This is a genomic window from Actinacidiphila glaucinigra, assembly GCF_900188405.1.
Taxonomy (GTDB): domain Bacteria; phylum Actinomycetota; class Actinomycetes; order Streptomycetales; family Streptomycetaceae; genus Actinacidiphila; species Actinacidiphila glaucinigra.
The window spans coordinates 1-15627 of sequence record NZ_FZOF01000060.1; the positions used below are offsets into that span (position 1 = coordinate 1).

At 73.9% G+C, this 15627-nt stretch carries 21 protein-coding genes; 10 read left to right on the forward strand and 11 right to left on the reverse strand.

Going from position 1 to position 15627, the window contains the following annotated elements; translation table 11 throughout:
- Together CHF15_RS43185 and CHF15_RS43190 are read left to right on the forward strand one after the other, a co-directional pair.
- A partial coding sequence (locus CHF15_RS43185) for a serine hydrolase (RefSeq protein WP_143681788.1) occupies nt 1–553 on the forward strand: 553 nt, incomplete at its 5' end.
- A 402-nt stretch (nt 554–955) separates the two neighbouring features.
- Nucleotides 956–1915: a helix-turn-helix domain-containing protein gene (locus tag CHF15_RS43190; RefSeq protein ID WP_089229432.1), complete on the forward strand. Its 960-nt coding sequence runs from the start codon at nt 956–958 to the stop codon at nt 1913–1915.
- Here the strand turns inward: CHF15_RS43190 and CHF15_RS43195 are convergent.
- The 10 genes from CHF15_RS43195 to CHF15_RS43240 all read right to left on the reverse strand — a co-directional run bounded on the left by CHF15_RS43195 (nt 1870) and on the right by CHF15_RS43240 (nt 10923).
- A complete protein-coding gene (locus tag CHF15_RS43195) occupies nt 1870–2832 on the reverse strand; it encodes a PP2C family protein-serine/threonine phosphatase (protein ID WP_245939373.1) in 963 nt (320 codons plus the stop codon). The genes CHF15_RS43190 and CHF15_RS43195 overlap by 46 nt on opposite strands.
- A gap of 431 nt (nt 2833–3263) precedes the next feature.
- Nucleotides 3264–4628 carry an MFS transporter gene (locus CHF15_RS43200; protein ID WP_179280261.1) on the reverse strand — a complete coding sequence of 455 codons (1365 nt, stop codon included), beginning with the start codon at nt 4626–4628 and terminating at the stop codon, nt 3264–3266.
- A gap of 169 nt (nt 4629–4797) precedes the next feature.
- A complete protein-coding gene (locus CHF15_RS43205; protein ID WP_089229435.1) occupies nt 4798–6036 on the reverse strand; it encodes a hypothetical protein in 1239 nt (412 codons plus the stop codon).
- Nucleotides 6033–7247: a bifunctional glycosyltransferase family 2/GtrA family protein gene (locus CHF15_RS43210; RefSeq protein WP_089229436.1), complete on the reverse strand. Its 1215-nt coding sequence runs from the start codon at nt 7245–7247 to the stop codon at nt 6033–6035. The genes CHF15_RS43205 and CHF15_RS43210 overlap by 4 nt, the downstream gene beginning before the upstream one ends.
- 159 nt (nt 7248–7406) lie before the next feature.
- Complete coding sequence (locus tag CHF15_RS43215; RefSeq protein WP_089229437.1) at nt 7407–7925, reverse strand: superantigen-like protein SSL4; 519 nt, start codon at nt 7923–7925, stop codon at nt 7407–7409.
- A gap of 11 nt (nt 7926–7936) precedes the next feature.
- On the reverse strand, nt 7937–8446 hold the full coding sequence (locus tag CHF15_RS43220; RefSeq protein WP_089229438.1) for a SigE family RNA polymerase sigma factor: 510 nt from the start codon (nt 8444–8446) through the stop codon (nt 7937–7939).
- A 90-nt stretch (nt 8447–8536) separates the two neighbouring features.
- A complete protein-coding gene (locus CHF15_RS43225; protein ID WP_089229439.1) occupies nt 8537–9814 on the reverse strand; it encodes an erythromycin esterase family protein in 1278 nt (425 codons plus the stop codon).
- 18 nt (nt 9815–9832) lie between these two features.
- On the reverse strand, nt 9833–10021 hold the full coding sequence (locus CHF15_RS43230) for a hypothetical protein (protein ID WP_143681789.1): 189 nt from the start codon (nt 10019–10021) through the stop codon (nt 9833–9835).
- Between the two features lie 89 nt (nt 10022–10110).
- A complete protein-coding gene (locus CHF15_RS43235) occupies nt 10111–10521 on the reverse strand; it encodes a hypothetical protein (protein WP_089229440.1) in 411 nt (136 codons plus the stop codon).
- A gap of 105 nt (nt 10522–10626) precedes the next feature.
- Nucleotides 10627–10923, reverse strand: coding sequence for a hypothetical protein (locus CHF15_RS43240; RefSeq protein WP_089229441.1), 297 nt, complete (start codon nt 10921–10923; stop codon nt 10627–10629).
- Between CHF15_RS43240 and CHF15_RS46295 the strand changes: the two genes are divergently transcribed.
- From CHF15_RS46295 to CHF15_RS43255, 4 genes are all read left to right on the forward strand, one after another.
- On the forward strand, nt 10913–11056 hold the full coding sequence (locus tag CHF15_RS46295) for a hypothetical protein (RefSeq protein ID WP_245939374.1): 144 nt from the start codon (nt 10913–10915) through the stop codon (nt 11054–11056). The genes CHF15_RS43240 and CHF15_RS46295 overlap by 11 nt on opposite strands.
- Nucleotides 11057–11171: 115 nt before the next feature.
- Nucleotides 11172–11582, forward strand: coding sequence for a phage holin family protein (locus CHF15_RS43245; RefSeq protein ID WP_089229442.1), 411 nt, complete (start codon nt 11172–11174; stop codon nt 11580–11582).
- Nucleotides 11579–11995, forward strand: a complete 417-nt coding sequence (locus tag CHF15_RS43250; protein ID WP_089229443.1) for a DUF3618 domain-containing protein — start codon at nt 11579–11581, stop codon at nt 11993–11995. The genes CHF15_RS43245 and CHF15_RS43250 overlap by 4 nt, the downstream gene beginning before the upstream one ends.
- Nucleotides 11992–12258 carry a DUF4235 domain-containing protein gene (locus CHF15_RS43255; RefSeq protein ID WP_089229444.1) on the forward strand — a complete coding sequence of 89 codons (267 nt, stop codon included), beginning with the start codon at nt 11992–11994 and terminating at the stop codon, nt 12256–12258. The genes CHF15_RS43250 and CHF15_RS43255 overlap by 4 nt, the downstream gene beginning before the upstream one ends.
- Nucleotides 12259–12279: 21 nt before the next feature.
- On the opposite strand, the gene CHF15_RS43260 is transcribed toward CHF15_RS43255, so the two are convergent.
- On the reverse strand, nt 12280–12900 hold the full coding sequence (locus CHF15_RS43260) for an SMI1/KNR4 family protein (protein ID WP_089229445.1): 621 nt from the start codon (nt 12898–12900) through the stop codon (nt 12280–12282).
- Nucleotides 12901–13051: 151 nt separating this feature from the next.
- Here CHF15_RS43260 and CHF15_RS43265 point away from each other — a divergent pair, with 151 nt between their 5' ends.
- The 4 genes from CHF15_RS43265 to CHF15_RS43280 form a co-directional block, all read left to right on the forward strand.
- Nucleotides 13052–13378 carry a hypothetical protein gene (locus CHF15_RS43265; protein ID WP_089229446.1) on the forward strand — a complete coding sequence of 109 codons (327 nt, stop codon included), beginning with the start codon at nt 13052–13054 and terminating at the stop codon, nt 13376–13378.
- A gap of 390 nt (nt 13379–13768) precedes the next feature.
- Entirely contained in the window at nt 13769–14482 is a 714-nt protein-coding gene (locus CHF15_RS43270) for an STAS domain-containing protein (RefSeq protein WP_179280260.1), read from the forward strand.
- A gap of 111 nt (nt 14483–14593) precedes the next feature.
- On the forward strand, nt 14594–14812 hold the full coding sequence (locus tag CHF15_RS43275; protein ID WP_089229448.1) for a DUF5133 domain-containing protein: 219 nt from the start codon (nt 14594–14596) through the stop codon (nt 14810–14812).
- A 45-nt stretch (nt 14813–14857) separates the two neighbouring features.
- Nucleotides 14858–15627: glutamate--cysteine ligase (locus CHF15_RS43280; RefSeq protein WP_089229449.1), on the forward strand; the 770-nt coding region annotated here is incomplete at its 3' end.

Consider the following 15627-nt stretch of genomic DNA (forward strand, 5'->3'; position numbering starts at 1 on the left):
CCTGAAGAACACCTCCTACGTCCACCCGCGGACCACCATCACCGGCTCCTACGCCCACGGCTACCTGCGCCAGGACGACACCACCCTGCCCCTGGTGGACTCCACCGAGCAGACCGTCTCCTGGGCGCAGTCCGCCGGCGCGGTCATCTCCAACGCCGCCGACCTGAACCGGTTCTTCTCCGCCCTGGTCACCGGCAAGCTCGTGCCCGCCGCGCAGCTCCAGCAGATGATGGCCATGGTCCCGGTCAACGCCGACGGCACCCAGTCCTACGGGCTGGGCCTGCGGGCCAGGAAGCTGTCCTGCGGCGTGACCGTCTACGGCCACACCGGCACCGTCCAGGGCTTCTACACCTACGCGTTCACCACCGCCGACGGCAAGCGCAGCATGACCTCCATGGCGAACACCTCCAACAACGGCACCGTCAACACCATCCTGGGCGGCACCCTGGAAGCCGCGTTCTGCGGCACCACCACCGCCAAGGCCACCACCCTCAAGACCACCGAGGGCGAGACCTACACCGAGGACATCGCCCCCCAGATCGTCCGCCGCTGACGTGGCATCACGCGCCCCGGATCCCGCCGCGCGGCCGGGATCCGGGGGGTCCGCGCTCCGCGATGCGAGCCCTTCACCGCCAGGACCGCGGCTGCCGGGTCATGGCCCGGACGCTACGATGCGCCGCGGAACCGTCCCTCCCCGGTACAGGGTGGCTCAAGCCCGGTGCCGCCCACGGCACGCGGACGGCCACCTGGAGTGACGCCTCCGCGGAGTTCCACGGTCCACGCGAGATCCCGGGCCTGCCCCCCTGCGGATAATCCGCAGTCTTTCTCCTCATATACCACAAAATGCCATGAACCGATTTATCGTGCCTGTGTCGGAGTTTCCGGCCACCCGAGGGCCGCGACACGGGCCGTCGGGGCGTCTGAGTGATTCGGCTCCAACTGGCGCGGTGGCATCGTGATCAAGGCATTCCGGACGGACGTCCTTCCCCCCGACGAGAGGGAGGAGTACTGGACGGACGCGGTCCACCAGGCGGTCACCCGGCTGGACATCCGGCCCCACCCGGACGCCCCGGTGGGCGGCGCCCTCTGGTCGGTGGAGGTCGGATCCATCCACGTGGGCCACGTCGAGGCGGGCCCCCAGCGGATGGCCCGGACCCGCGGGATCATCGCGAACGACGCCGGCAACGCGCTCATCGTGAGCCTGCAGGAAGCCGGCAGCAGTGTCGTGTCCCAGGGCGGACGGGAGACGCTCCTCGCCACGGGGGAACTGGTCCTGCTCGACTCGCGACGGCCCTTCCTGCGGATCTTCCCGGGCAGCTTCCGCCAGAACATCGCCGCCGTCCCACTGGAGTTGCTGGACGTTCCCGACTCCCTTCTGGCCCGGGTCACCGGCCGGACGTACTCACCCACGCACTACATCGGGGGAATCCTGGCCTCGTTCGTGAGCAGGCTCGCCGCGGCGGCGGAATCCAGCGCCTGCATGTCGGACACGAACCAGTACCTGCAGCGAGGGCTGACCGACGTGCTGACCGCGCTGGTCGCGCACGAGGGACGGCTCGACGCGGATGTCACACCGACCGCCGAGGAGACGCTGCGGCAACTCGTCCGCGACTACGTAAGGACCCACCTGAACCGGCCGGAACTGTCGCCGGTCATGATCGCGGCCGCGCACCACATGTCGGTGCGCTACCTGCACAAACTGTTCCAAGGCGAGGAGATGACCATCGGCCGATGGATCCAGCACCAGCGCCTGGAGGCCAGCCGCGAGGACCTCGCACGTCCCGATCTCGCCGGATTGACGGTGGAAGCGATCGCGCAGCGCAGGGGTTTCGCCAGCCCCGCGCACTTCAGCCGGATCTTCCGGGTCGCCTACGGCATGTCCCCGGTCACATGGCGCCGCATGGCCGGTGGCTGACCCGCGGGTCCGGCCCCTTCCGGCCGGCCGGGACCCGCCGGGCGGGGTACTCGTGCCGCGCCGCCGTCTCCGTGGCGAGCCAGCGCGATCATCGCGAGATCGTCGGCCGGCAGGGTCCCGCAATGGGCGACCACGTCGTCGAGGATCTCCCCGAGGATGTCGTGCAGGCGTTCTTCACAGCAACGGCGCTCATCGTGCCACGTCCAGGTGGCGGCACGTTCGAGGAGCGGGAAGCATCCGCCGGTGGAGTCGCGGGCCTCGATCAGACCGTCGGTGTACAGCAGCAGCGTGTCGTCCGGGCCGAGTTCGAAGGCGCTCTCGTGGGCGCGCACGTCGCACAGCGGACTGAGCCCGAGCGGCGGGCAGGACGTGCCCTGCAGAAAGGCGGGCTCGCCCGAGCGTGCCCGAACCGGTGGCGGGTGGCCGAAGTTGACCATGCGGGCCACGGACTCGCCGTCCGGGACCTCCAGGACCAGCAGCGTCGCGAAGCGTTCGTCCGCGTCGCAGCTCGGATGGCCGTCCGCCTCCGCCAGATACCGCAGGAAGCTCTCCTCCAGGCGGGCGGACAGCTCGGCCAGGGTGACGGGCTGCGGCGCCCACTCGCGGAAGGCGCCGAGGATGGCGATGACGTCGAGGAACGAGGGCAGCCCCCTCCCCCGCACGTCGCCGATGACGACGCGGGTCGCCGCATCGGCCCGGGCGACCGCGTAGAGGTCACCGCCGACCCGTGCCTGTCCCCCGCAGGCACGGTAGACGGAGGCGAGGTCCAGGCCGCCGATCCGGGAGGGAAGCGGTCGCAGCAGGACCTGTTGCACGGCGTCGGAGACGGCACGGGCACCCGCCACCCGTCGGCGGTACAGCCGGAGCAGCCGGCCGCAGGCCACCGCCGCCACCGGCGCCGCGACCAGTTGCAGCACGCAACAGACGACCTCCCCATGCCGGTACAACGCGACAGCCGCGCAGACCATGGGAGTCCCCAGCAAGACCCCCGCGACGAGAACGAGCCGCGCCGGCGGCCTGTCTTTCAACCGCTCAAGATCGGTCATGCCGCTCTCTCCCTTCCCTCGCGCCCGGTGCCGCCGGTCGGGGGCGGGGGCCTCCGGGGTCGATTGCCCGACCGTAGGTGCGGCACAGTCGCGGATCTTGCGCGAGGGCGCATGAGATCTTGACCGATGGCGCAGCTCGGGACCGGTCGCGGGGCGGCTGTCGGCGGGCGGGGGAAGGGCGCGCGCGCAGGGCGCCTCCCCGATCGGTGCCGGTGTGTGACGGCTCGTGTTCGTGCCGGTGAGCGGCCCGGCCGGGCGATCGGGGACGCGCGGATCCCGTCGACGGAGGTCTGCGAGGCCCGTCAGGCCTGTGGCACCACGCCCTCGGCCGGGGACCGGGCGGGCCGCGGCGCGGCGCGGTCGTCGGCCGCCTCCTCGGCGCGGCTGAGCGCGGCGTTCCTGGTGTCGGGCATGAGGACGTAGGTGACCAGGGAGACCAGGGCGCACCCCGACACGTACCAGAAGAACGCGGTCTCATGACCGGCGTCCTTGAACCACAGGGCCACGTACTCCGCCGTGCCGCCGAACAGCGCGTTGGCGATCGCGTACGGCAGCGCCACGCCCAGCGCCCGTACGCGCGTCGGGAACAACTCGGCCTTCACGGCGGCGTTGATCGAGGTGTAGCCGGTGACGATGACGAGCGCCAGCAGCGACAGCCCGAGCGCGGGCCAGTACGAGGAGGCCGAGCCGAGTGCCGTCATGATCGGGTAGGTGCCCAGGGTGCACCCCACCGCGAAGGTGATCAGCAGGGGCCTGCGGCCGATCCGGTCGGAGAGCGCCCCGGCCAGGGGCTGGAGCAGCGCGAAGACGAACAGCGCGGTGAAGCTGACCAGGGTCGCGGTGTTCTTGGCCATGCCGGCGCTGCCGATGAGGTACTTGGTGAGATACGTGGTGTACGTGTAGTAGGCGACGGTGCCGCCCAGAGTGAGCGCCATGACCAGCAGCGCCTGGCGCCGGTGCTGCCACAGCAGCCGGAGCGAGCCCCGGGCGTCGTCCTGTGCGCCGGCCTCCTCGGCGAAGGCCTCGGTCTCCTCGAGGCTGCGCCGGATCCAGAAGACCACGACCGCGAAGACCGCGCCCAGCACGAAGGGAACGCGCCATCCCCAGTCGTGCAACTGGTCGCTGGTCAGCACGTGCTGAAGGGTGATCAGGATGCCCAGGCCCAGCAGCTGGCCCGCCGTCATCGACACGTACTGGAAGGACGAGCCGAGACCGCGCCGGTCACGGGCCGACCCCTCGGTGAGGTAGGTCGCGCTGGCCGCGTACTCGCCGCCGATGCTCATGCCCTGCAGCAGCCGGGCCAGCAGCAGGACGAGCGCCCCCGCGTAGCCGGCCTGCCCGTACGTCGGGGCGATCGCGATCAGCAGCGCGGCGACCGACATCATGGTGACGGTGAGGGTCAGCGCGCTCTTGCGGCCGTGGCGGTCCGCGGCGCGGCCCAGCACCCAGCCGCCGACGGGGCGCATCAGGAAACCGACCGCGAAGATGCCGGCGGTGTTCATCAACTGGGTGGTCGGGTTGTCGCCGGGGAAGAAGGAGTCGGCGAAGTAGATGGCGAAGCTGGCGTAGACGAACCAGTCGTACCACTCGACGAGATTGCCGAGCGAGCCTCCCACGAGGGCGAGGCGGCGCTTGCCGCGCTCCCCGGCGGAGGGCGGCGCGGACATGGCGGAGGTCGGCGACATCGGCGGCTCCAAAGGGGAAAGGCCCTGATGGGGGACGGGGCGAAGTGCCCAGAGCATGTGGGCCCGCGCCGCGCCCGGACAAGGTCCGGCGCCGAGATCTAACGTCCCGCTAAGAATCGGGTCACGGTCGCCGTGCCGCCCGGCCCGTTGTCTAGGGAACACCGAGTTCGAAGAGCACGTAACCGGCGTACGAGCCGGAAGCCAGCGCCGCGAAGCCCAGCAGCGCGGCCCGGTCGGCCGGGCGGGCGCGGGCGAGGGCCAGCGCGGGCGGCACGAACAACGGGAAGGCGGGCAGCAGGTAGCGCGAGACGTTGCCGAAGATCTGCTGCGTGCCCAGCACGGTGACGACCGTGAGGACCGTGTAGACGACCAGGACGAGCGGCAACCGCAGCCGCACCAGGGCCGGGATCAGGGCCAGCGCGAGCACGACGACGCAGACCCCGATCACGTCCTCGATCGGGCACGCGAACAGGTAGTCGAAGTCGCCCACCGCCACGGAGGTGAAGACCTCGAAGGTGTGCCGGCCCCAGTCGAAGGTGTGGGCCCAGGCGCCGTCCTGGAGCTTGAAGTAGCCCGCCCGATCGCCCATCCGGTGGCCCACCCAGGCGAGGTAGCCGAACAGGCCGAGCGGCGCGATCACGATCGCCGTCAGCGGCCGCGCCACGCCGTCCGCGCGAGGCTTCCGCAGGGCCAGGAGGGCGGACAGGACGAGGGCGCCGATCAGCGCGGTGGCGGTGGGCCGGGCCAGGCCGGCGGTGAAGGTGAGCAGGCCCGCGGTGAGCCAGCGGCGGGTCATGACCGCGTGGCAGGCCCACACCGCCAGGGCGACGTACAGGGACTCCGAGTAACCGGACCACTCGGTACCGGAGCCGGGCCACACCGCCCACAGCCCGGCCGCGCAGAGCCCGGCGCGATGGCCGCCGAGACGGGCGGTGACGGCGTACACGCCGAGGGCGGCGACGAAGGAGGCGAGGACGGACACCAGCATCCCCGACCCGTACAGGCCGAGGCCGGTCACCTCGGAGGTCAAGCGCATCGCGGCCGGGTAGAGCGGGAAGAAGGCGGCCGAGTTGCCCTCGAGGGTGATCGGGCCGGTCGCCCCGGGCACGGGGACCAGCGCCGGGTGGTAGCCGTGGGCGGCGACCTGCTGGTACCACCAGCCGTCCCAGGTGGCGAGGACGTCCCAGGGACGGGCTCCGCCGCCGAACCGCGGGTTCTTGTCGCGGAAGTCGCCGGTGTGGTGCAGCAGGTACAGGAAGACGGCGAACCCGGCGAGCTTGAGCGAGCCGTAGACGGCGAGGACGTGCCACCGGCGGGCGGTGCGGGAGGGCTCCTCGCGCGGGCCGGCCGTGGTGGCCGGGACCGGGGCGGCGGTGAGCGTGCTGGTCATGAGGCGGTGGGTTCCGTCCGGGGGTCGTGCCGGCCGCGGAAGACCCAGGACCGGAGGAGCAGGAAGCGAAGGAGGGTGGCGGCCAGGTTGGCGGCGACGAGCACCGCGAGTTCGGCCCGGTGGCCGGCGTCCGGTGCGGTGTGGTGCAGGGCGGCCAGCGCGCCGCTGGTGAGCCCGAGGCCGACGAGGAAGGCCAGCAGCCCGCGCGCGTGGTGGCGTACGGCGCCGGAGCGGCCACGCAGGCCGAAGGTGAGGCGCCGGTTGGCGGCGGTGTTGGCGACGGCGCAGATCAGCAGTGCCAGGGCGTTGGCGGCCTGGGGGCCCGCGGGCGGCCGCAGCGCGGCGTAGAGCAGCAGGTAGCCGAGGGTGCTGACGGCGCCGACGGCTGCGAAGCGCAGCAGTTGGGACAGGAGCCGGGCCGGGGCCTCCGCGCCCGCGGAGCCGGGGCGCAGTTCGGTGAGGGGGAGCCGGCCGGTGGCGAGCGCGCGGCCGATGCGGGCGATGCCCCGGAGGTCGGCCAGCGCGGTCGGGAGGATGTGCACCCGGCTGTCGGGGTCGTCGACCCAGTCGACCGGCACCTCGTGGATGCGCAGCCCGGCGCGTTCGGCGATGACGAGGAGTTCGGTGTCGAAGAACCAGCCGGAGTCCTGGACCAGGGGCAGCAGCCGCTCCGCGACGTCGCGGCGCACCGCCTTGAAGCCGCACTGGGCGTCGGAGAAGCGCACCGCGAGCGTCGAGCGCAGCAGCACGTTGTAGCAGCGGGAGATGATCTCCCGTTTCGGGCCGCGCACGACCCGGGCGCCGCGGGCCAGGCGGGTGCCGATGGCGATGTCGGAGTGCCCCGATATCAGCGGCGCGACGAGCGGGAGCAGGGCCGCGAGGTCGGTGGAGAGGTCGACGTCGAGGTAGGCGAGGACCGGTGCGGACGACTGGGACCAGGCGGCGCGCAGTGCTCGGCCGCGCCCCTTGTCCGGCAGCCGCGTCCACACCACCTCGGGCAGTTCCGACGTGAGTCGCTCGGCGATCCGCGGGGTGCGGTCGGTGCTGGCGTTGTCGGCGACGGTGATGCGGAAGGCGTACGGGAAGGTGTCGCGCAGGTGGGCGTGGAGGCGCCGGACGGACGGTTCGAGGTCCTCCTCCTCGTTGTGCACGGGGACCACGACGTCGAGGACGGGATCGGGATGGCGGGCGGGGAGGGGCGCACGCTCCATCACGCCGACCGGGCGGTCTTTTATCACGTTCTGTCCGCATCTCTTCGCTGGTGCGGGGCATGCCGAGGGCACACGGGGACGGGCTGGACGACTGCGGCGGCGCGGGACCGGGGTCCGGCCAGCCGGGGATCGGGACGGCCGGATCGGGGCGGCCCGGGTTCAGGGAGTGGTGGTCACGCCCGATCCGAGGCTCGAGGGCGGCGGGCTCGTGGTGGAGCCTGAGGCCCTCCCGGTCGGGGGGCCGTCGCCGTAGGCGCCCTCGCCGGTGCCGTCGTACGACGACGACGAGGACGAGGACGAGGACGTGGGCGCGTTGGTGGGTGCGTTCGAACCGGTCGCGGAGGGATCGACGCCACTCGGGCTCATCTGCGGCGAGGCCGGGCTCGTGCTCGTCGAACCGCCGGGACTCGGCTGGGCCGTGCCGGTCGCCGGCGGGGGGCCGGCCGGCAGCTGCCCCGGGCCGGCGGGCTCGTTGGCGGCGAAGGCGCCCGGCAGCACCGCCAGTCCGGTGGCCAGGGCCGCCACCGCGACGGCGGAGCCGCCGGCCCGCCAGGCGGCGCGGGTGCGGCGGCGGGTCCGCACGCCGTCCCGCAGCCGTTCCCGGTGCCGGGGTTCGAGGGGGGTGTACTGCTCGGAGTCGCGCAGCATGCGCGCCAACTCGCGCTCGAAGTGGTCCATTCGCTTCTCCTTCAGCCCACCGGCTCGTTGGCGTCGGACAGGATCCTGCGCAGTCGTGCCACGCCCCGGGTCGCGTGGGACCGGGCGGTGCCGAGCGGGCACCCCAAGGCCTCCGCGACCTGCGCCTCGGGCAGGTCCTGGTAGTAGCGGAGCACCACCGCGGCACGCTGGGCGGGTGGCAGCAGGCTCAGCGCGGCCTCCAGCCGCGACCGTTCCGCCACGGCCACGGAGACGTCTCCGACGGCCGGCAGTTCCGGCACCTGCTCGACGGGGCGCTCCCCCCACCAGCGCCGCCGGGCCGAGCGGGCCGCGGCCCGGGCCAGCACCTTGCGCACATACGCCTCGGGCGCCTGGTCGGCGACACGCGGCCAGGCGAACCACAGCTTGACCAGGGCTTCCTGGAGCAGGTCCTCGGCGCGGTGGCGGTCGCCACCGGTGAGCAGCCGGGCGAGGTGGAACAGGGCGGACCATCGGGCTGCCATGAACTCGTCGAACCCCCCTTCGGTCCGGGAATCCCCCATCAGCACCGCTCCCTGGTCTCGCCGGACTCTTACCTCATGTGAAAGACGTCGGGAGGCGGCCCGCTATGCAGGTCAGGGTTGTGATTCGGGTCACGCGGGCGGGGGCAGCGGCCGGGAGCAGGCCGAGGTCGCGACATAGGCGAGGCCGTCGTAGTCCTCGGACGGTACGACGGTGACCGGGGTGAGACTCCGCATCCGCCGGGGCACCTGGGCGCCGATGGAGCGTGCGGGACGGGGTTCGGCGAGCCGGCGACGTACGACGGGGCCGGCCTCCGCCGCGGCCCGCAGGTCCACGAGGTGGTCGCCGGGGTGGGCGGCGGCGAGCAGCGCCTCGAGGGACCCGGGCGGCGGGGGCCCGATCCGGTTCTCGGCGGGGGGCCGCGGGCGGGACGGGCGCCAGGGGCCGGGCGGGAGTCTGCGGGCCCGGAAGCCGCCCCGGCCGAACAGCAGGGCCAGGGCGTAGTAGGCGTCCCCGTACCGGGCGTGGAGGTGCCGTCCCAGCGGGGCGGGGCCACCCTCGTGGCGGCCCTTGGCGATGTGCGCGTTGTGGGCCCAGACCACGACCCGGGCGGCGGGGTCGCGCAGGGCGTCGTCCACGGCGTCGGCCATGTGACGGTCGCGGGCGGCGAAGACGGTGCGCTCCGGGTCGGTGTGCCGGCGGGGGCGGGTGACCAGGTCGGCGGCCCGGACGAGGATCCGCGCGTGGTGGAGCGGCCCGGCCGCGCCGGGGGCGCGTCCTCGCACCAGGTCCACCAGCGTCTCGGCGTCGCGCACGAGGCGCTGCCGCGGGTCCGGCGCGGATCCGGGGGCGGCCGTGGCGAGCGGGCCGAGCGCCGTGTGCAGCCAGGCGACCCGGTCCGGAGCGGTTTCCCGCAGGAAGGCGTCGAGCAGCCTCAAGGAGTCGCCGCACTGCTGCGGGTCGATGCCCACGAAGCGCACCCGGTCGTGCTCGGGCCGCGTCGCGTTGTGGACGCGCAGCCACTCGACGGCGGAGAGCACTTCATGGGTGCGCCAGATCCAGAATCCGAGTCCGGTGAGCGCCGCCGCGGGATCGCCCGCGCCCTGCCGTACGCAGGCGTCGACGGCGGGTCCGGCGGAGGCGCTCGCCTCCATGGCCAGGACGGAGAAGCCGAGTTCGGTGACGAGGAACTCCAGCAGGCGGTGCTTGAGCCGGAAGAACTCGCCCGTGCCGTGGGTCGCCTCGCCCAGGCCCACGACCCGCACACCGCGCAGCACCCTTGCGAGCGGCCGCAGGTCGCCGGTGGGCGCGCCCGCGTCGAGGCCGTCCAGCGGCAGGGCGCCGCGGGCCAGCCAGGCCGTGAGTTCCGGGTCGTGCGACCGCGGGTCGTACGCGTGCCGGTCGCGCATCGTGTCGGACCGGCGGGGTCAGACCGGCAGCCCCTTGCGGGCGCGGCGTTCCAGCGTGCGCCGGCGGCGTTCGGCCGCGACGGCCCTCAGCCCCTCCTCGCGGCGCTTGTTGTACCCGGGGGGTTCCACCGTGAAGAGGCAGAGGCCGCACACGTAGCCGCCCTCCGGACCCTCGATCACGGGTTCCAGGCAACGCTCACAGTCCATCGTGCAGTCGTACCCCATCGGGACGGTGGCGGGCCAGCGGTTCCGGTGAGGTCGCGCGGTCGCGGCACCGGCGGACGCCGCGCACGGGGTCAGATCCTGACGCTCCGCCGGCTGACGGGAACACCGTCGCCGTCCACCCAGCCGAGGACCAGCCGGCGGAACCCGGTGTGGCTGATCATGCGGGTGGTGGTGTCCGCGGAGCCGCACTGGGCGCCGATCTCCCGGCCCTGGCCGTCGTCGTCGCCGTCGTCGGTGGCGAGGTAGATGCAGCCCGGGTCGTCGACCTCCTTGGTGACGAGGGCGTCGACCTCCCAGCCGCGCCCGACCCGGTGGACGGTGATCACGGCGTGGCCGACGCGCCCGGAGTCGTACACGGCGAGACGTGCGCTCCGGCCGCCGTCGCGGTGCGGGGTCCAGCCGTCCGCGGCCCGGACGGAGGGCGCCGCGGACAGCAGCAGCGCCGCGGACAGGACGGACACGGCGACAGGGCGGACACGCACGACGGCCTCCAGGTCGGATGCGACGGCCGCCGGTCGGCGGCCGCCCCCATCCAAACCCCCGGACCCCGCCCGGGCCCCAGCGCGGCACGCCGGGCGGGCCCGTGATCACTCCGCTGGCGGGGTCCCGCCCGTGCGGGCCAGCACCACCAGCGCGGCCGCGCCGGCGACGGCGGCGGCCGTGCCCATGCGGCGGAAGCCGCGCGAGGAGCGCCAGGACAGCACCGACCAGCGCGACTGGGCGGACAGCACCGAGCCCACGCTCAGCCAGGAGCCACCCGACAGCAGCGACAGGGCGGACCCGAGGGACCCGGCGGACAGGGTGCTGCCGACCGAGCCGACGGACAGCACGGAGCCGACGGAGCCGATGGACAGCACGGAGCCCACCGAACCGATGGAGAGCACCGAATCCTTCGACCACAGGGACAGCGTCGAGCCCTGGCAGGTGGAACCGCCGCATGAGGAGCCCGGCGGCGGCGTGGAGTGTGTCGTCATGGCCTCCATCCTGCCGAACGCGGCGGCGGTCCACGTCACCTGAGGCCAAGTCAGAAACGTGATCACGCGTGAGCCCGTACGGACCGGGAAGGCGCTCCGTGAGGGGGTGGGGCGCACGGAGCACGGGACGCGGAGCAGACGGAGGCAGGTGAGGGGCCGTGAGCGCGACCGGGCACCGCGACGGCGGTGACGAACGGGTGGGCGAGCTGGTGTCCCGCGCGTCGGAGCAGCTGTCGCGGTTGGTTCGCGAGGAAATGCGGCTGGCCCAGGCGGAGATGACGCGGAAGGGCCGGCGCTTCGGCCTGGGCGGTGGCCTGTTCGGCGCGGCGGGGCTGTTCGCGATCCTGGCGCTGCAGGGGCTCGCCGTCACCGGCGTCGCGGCCCTGGCGCTCGCCCTGCCGGTGTGGGCGGCGGCGCTGGTCGTCACGGCGCTCCTGGGTCTCGTCGCCGCGGTACTGGCCGCGGCGGGGCGCAGGCAGTTCGGGCGGGCGGCCCCGGCCGTGCCGCGGGCTGCCGTCGACAGCGTCAAGGCCGACATCGCGGAACTCAAGGAAAGGGCACACCGATGACGAGCGACAAGTCACCCACGACCGACGAACTGCGGGAGCGCGTCGAGGCGACGCGCGAGGAACTGGGCCGTACCGTCGCGGCGCTGACGGCGAAGACCGACGTCAAGGGCCGGCTGATGGACCGGGCGGGCAAGGCCGGTGCCAAGGCGCACGGGGCGGCGTCCCGGATCGGCGAGCTGGTCCGGGAGAAGACCCCGGAACCCGCCCGCGACAAGGCCGTGAAGGCGGTCGGACGGATGCGGCTGCGGGCCGTGCACGCCGGTCGGCTGGCCCGGGCGAAGGCACCGGCGGCACGGGCGCGGGCCGGGCGGGGCGCGCAGGCCGCCCGCGCCCACCGCGCGCCACTGCTGGGCGCCGGCGCCGCCATGGGGGTGCTGCTGCTGGTGCGCCGCGCCAGGAGGAGGCGCGGGTGAAGGCGTCGAAAATCGTCTACAAACCCGTGGGCATGACCCTGGGCGTGGTCTCCGGGCTGATCGCCGGCGCGTTGTTCAAGCGGGCCTGGACGACCCTGGGCCACGAACACGACGCGCCCGGCGCCACCGACGAGGACCGCTCCTGGGCCGAGGTGCTGACCGCGGCGGCACTGCAGGGCGCGATCTTCGCCTTCGTGAAGGCGGCGGTCGACCGGGGGGGTGCGACCGCCACCAGGCGTCTGACCGGTGTGTGGCCCGGTTGAGGCGCACATCGTGGTCGAGGCTCACTTCACGCGGGCGCTCTCCCGCAGCCAGGCGTCGTACCAGGTGGCGAAAGTGAGCGGGGTGCCGTCGGGCCCGGTGGCGGGGCGCAGGTCGAGGTCGTCGACCCTTTCGTCGTCCCAGATCTGACCGGCCGCCGGGCCCGACACGACCAGCCACTGCCGCAGCGCGCAGCCCAGATGGCACAGGCAGAGGGCGCCGACGGTGCGGTCCTCGCCCCACAGCAGGGGTTGCCAGCGCTCGTCCCAGGCCTCGAAGGCGGCGTCGAACTCCTCGATGTCCTCGAAGTCCTCCTCCTCCGGGCAGTCGGCCGCCATCGCGGCGAGTTCCGCGGCGGTCGCCCGCGTCGTGGGGAACGGTTCCGCCAGCCGTCCCAGGTCCGTGAGGTCCGCGCCGTCGCCGTGCCACGCCCAACGGCCGTCCTCACCGCGCCGGACCGGGAACACCCCGTACGCCGGGCCGGCCCCGCCCGCGCCCACCAGAAGCAGGAACCGCCGGTACTCCTCCGGCAGGCGCACGCCGATCTGGCCCTCCAGTTCGGCCAGTTCGCCGGGCGTGAGCGGCTTCTCCAGCCCCGTCACCCGTTCCCGCAGCCCGGCCCACTCCTCGCTCGCTCCGCTCATGGGGCGGACGTTACTGCACGGGTCCGTTGTCAGTGGCGGCGCCTACTGTGAAGAGTGTCCCGATCCGTATGGCTTCTCGGAACCGGACTGGAGCGCCGGCCCTGTGGCGGGGCCGGCCTCCTAGCTGCCGCTCGGCGGTGAGGTGCGGCCCGTGTCCGGCGTGCCGCTCGCCGAGGGCCGGCGGCTGCGCATGGTCCACCGCGCCTTCGAGGAGGACGCGGGCGTCGACCACCCGCCGCGCGATCCCGGCCGGGAGTCCGCGGAACCCCTCGCGGCGGACAAAGGACACGTCACCGGCCCCGGTCTGTCCTGGGCCGAACCGGCCGCGGACAACGGCCTGCCCGGCGGCGGCACCGACGATCCGCACGCCCGCCCGCTGCTCCTGCTGCCCGCCTTCGGCGACGACGCCGTCCCCGCCCACGCCCACGCGGAAGGCCGGGTGGCCGGCAGCCCTTCCGGCTCGCGCCCGGGTCGGTGAGCCCGAGCGGCTCGCGGCGGCCTGTTCGGAGGAGCGGGGGCCGTGCGGTCCCGACCGGACCACGGCCTCGGACGGGTACCGGGCCGGCGCCGGCCCCGCTCCTGAGCCCCTCCCCCGCCTCGTGCGCGGGCACCCGCACCACGCGGCCGAGCGGTGCAGGCCGGGCGACCGCCGACCGAAAGGCGCAGCCGCCGCGACGCGCGGGCGGACGCTCCCGCCGCACCGGGCGCCAACCTGCCCTCCAGCACTTATCATGCGGATGTCACCCCTTTGCCCGGAAATGTTCATGCGGGTCTCCGGGTGTCGTTCATGTCTTCCGATCACTCCACGCCGCGGTGGCCCACGCACTGGCACACATGCGGCGCGCAGCGAAAGTGCAGGAGGTACGGCATGTCGGACCGGTCTCCCGATCTGCGGGTGCACTCCGTTCCCGCGGGACCCGAACTCGCCGGGGAGCACGAGTCCCATACGCGCCTGACCATCCTGCTCAGTCCGCACGGCACCGCGCGCACCGAGGCCGTGCTGATCGGCGAGCTCGACGCGGGGACCGCGCCGGAGCTGCGCCGCGCCCTGTTCGCCGCCCTGGAGGCGGGGGACGGCCTCGACCTGGACCTGCGCGACGTCACCGGCTGCGACCGCGCGGGGCTGAACGCCCTGCTGGAGCTGCGCAACCGCGCCATGGCCGCGCACCGGACGCTGACCGTGACCGCCGCGAGCGACACCGTCCTGCGGCTGCTCGACCTCACCGGCAACCGCGGGGCGCTCACCCCGTCCCGCCCGTCGGCCCACCGGCTCGGTGCGGACGTACGGCGGCTGTACACGGCGGTGTGCCTGGCCCTGCTGGACGCGGGCCTGCCGCTGGCCCAGCACCAAGACGGCGAGGACCGGCCCGTCGTGGAGGCGGGGCCCCGGGGCGTGGTCGTGCGCTGGGACACACTGCTCGGCGCAGGCGCGGCGGCGGCCCCTCCGGCCGGGGCGCACCGCCGCCCGCTCCACAAGGCGGTGCTGGACGCACTCGCCCTCGCGGGGTTCCGCACGGTCGAGGACAGCACGGCGACCCGCGAGATCATCGTCACCGCCCTGCCGGAGCGGGTCCGCCGCTGATCCCCCGCCGTACTCCCCCTGGGTGCTCGCCCGCGTGCCCGGACGAAGTCGGGGTAGGCGGCAGCCAGGTATGCGGCTTGATCCCGAGACACCGCCCCGCAGGAGGACGACGTGCTGCTGGCCCACCCCGCCGTGCTGGACGACCTGGTCGACCGTTACGAGACGCTGAGCCTGCTCGACCCCGAGGACCCCGAGGTACGGCGCCGGACGGCGGACGTCTCGTACACGCTGTGCGTGGCGACCGGCACCCGGGACGTCGACGCCGCGCTGATCGCGGCCCGGCTGCGGCTGCCGGGGGCCCGGCCGGAGGACGACTCGGTGCTCACCTGACGGCACGTCCGCATCCGCCGTCGAAGCGGCCGGGAAGGAGACCCATTGCGCACGGTCGGTGTGGAGGAGGAGCTCCTGCTGCTGGACGCGGAGTCCGGGGAGCCGCGGGCGCTGTCGACGGCGGTGCTGGCGTCGGCGCGCCGTGACCCCACCACGTCCGGCGAGGTGTTCGAGGCGGAACTGCAAAAGGAGCAGCTGGAGTTCGCCACCCGTCCGCAGGCGCGGATGGAGGACCTGGCGGCGGAGGTCGTACGGTGGCGCGCGGAGGCGGCCCGCCACGCGGAGCAGTCCGGTGGCGCGGTCGCGGCGCTGGCGACCTCGCCGCTGCCGGCGAGCCCGTCGCTGAGCACCGGCGAGCGGTACGCCTGGCTGCGTGAACGCTACGGTCTGACCGCGCAGGAGACCCTGACCTGCGGCTGCCACATCCATGTGTCGGTGGAGTCCGACGAGGAGGGCGTCGCGGTCCTGGACCGGATCCGCGGCCGGCTGCCGGTGCTGCTGGCGCTCAGCGGCAACTCGCCGTTCTGGCAGGGCCGGGACAGCGGGTACGCGAGCTACCGCAGCCGGGTGTGGGGCAGGTGGCCGTCGGCCGGGCCGGTGGAGCCGTTCCGTTCCGCGGCCGGCTACCACGAGCAGGTCCGGGCCATGATCGCCACCGGGGCGCTGCGCGACGCCGGCATGGTCTACTTCGACGCCCGCCTCTCGCACACCTACCCCACCGTCGAGGTCCGGGTCGCCGACGTGTGCCTGGACGCGTCCGGCACCGCGCTGCTGGCGACGCTGGTACGGGCACTGGTGGAGACCGCGGCCCGCGC

Excerpts from the sequence above, each read along its gene's own strand:
- CHF15_RS43200 (WP_179280261.1), bottom strand. The coding sequence starts at position 4,628 with ATGTCCGCGCCGCCCTCCGCCGGGGAGCGCGGCAAGCGCCGCCTCGCC.
- CHF15_RS43220 (WP_089229438.1), bottom strand. The coding sequence starts at position 8,446 with ATGGGGGATTCCCGGACCGAAGGGGGGTTCGACGAGTTCATGGCAGCC.
- CHF15_RS43210 (WP_089229436.1), bottom strand. The coding sequence starts at position 7,247 with ATGGAGCGTGCGCCCCTCCCCGCCCGCCATCCCGATCCCGTCCTCGAC.
- CHF15_RS43250 (WP_089229443.1), top strand. The coding sequence starts at position 11,579 with ATGACGAGCGACAAGTCACCCACGACCGACGAACTGCGGGAGCGCGTC.
- CHF15_RS43230 (WP_143681789.1), bottom strand. The coding sequence starts at position 10,021 with ATGGACTGTGAGCGTTGCCTGGAACCCGTGATCGAGGGTCCGGAGGGC.
- CHF15_RS43260 (WP_089229445.1), bottom strand. The coding sequence starts at position 12,900 with ATGAGCGGAGCGAGCGAGGAGTGGGCCGGGCTGCGGGAACGGGTGACG.
- CHF15_RS43205 (WP_089229435.1), bottom strand. The coding sequence starts at position 6,036 with ATGACCAGCACGCTCACCGCCGCCCCGGTCCCGGCCACCACGGCCGGC.
- CHF15_RS43270 (WP_179280260.1), top strand. The coding sequence starts at position 13,769 with ATGTCGGACCGGTCTCCCGATCTGCGGGTGCACTCCGTTCCCGCGGGA.
- CHF15_RS43215 (WP_089229437.1), bottom strand. The coding sequence starts at position 7,925 with ATGGACCACTTCGAGCGCGAGTTGGCGCGCATGCTGCGCGACTCCGAG.
- CHF15_RS46295 (WP_245939374.1), top strand. The coding sequence starts at position 10,913 with ATGGAGAGCACCGAATCCTTCGACCACAGGGACAGCGTCGAGCCCTGG.
- CHF15_RS43225 (WP_089229439.1), bottom strand. The coding sequence starts at position 9,814 with ATGCGCGACCGGCACGCGTACGACCCGCGGTCGCACGACCCGGAACTC.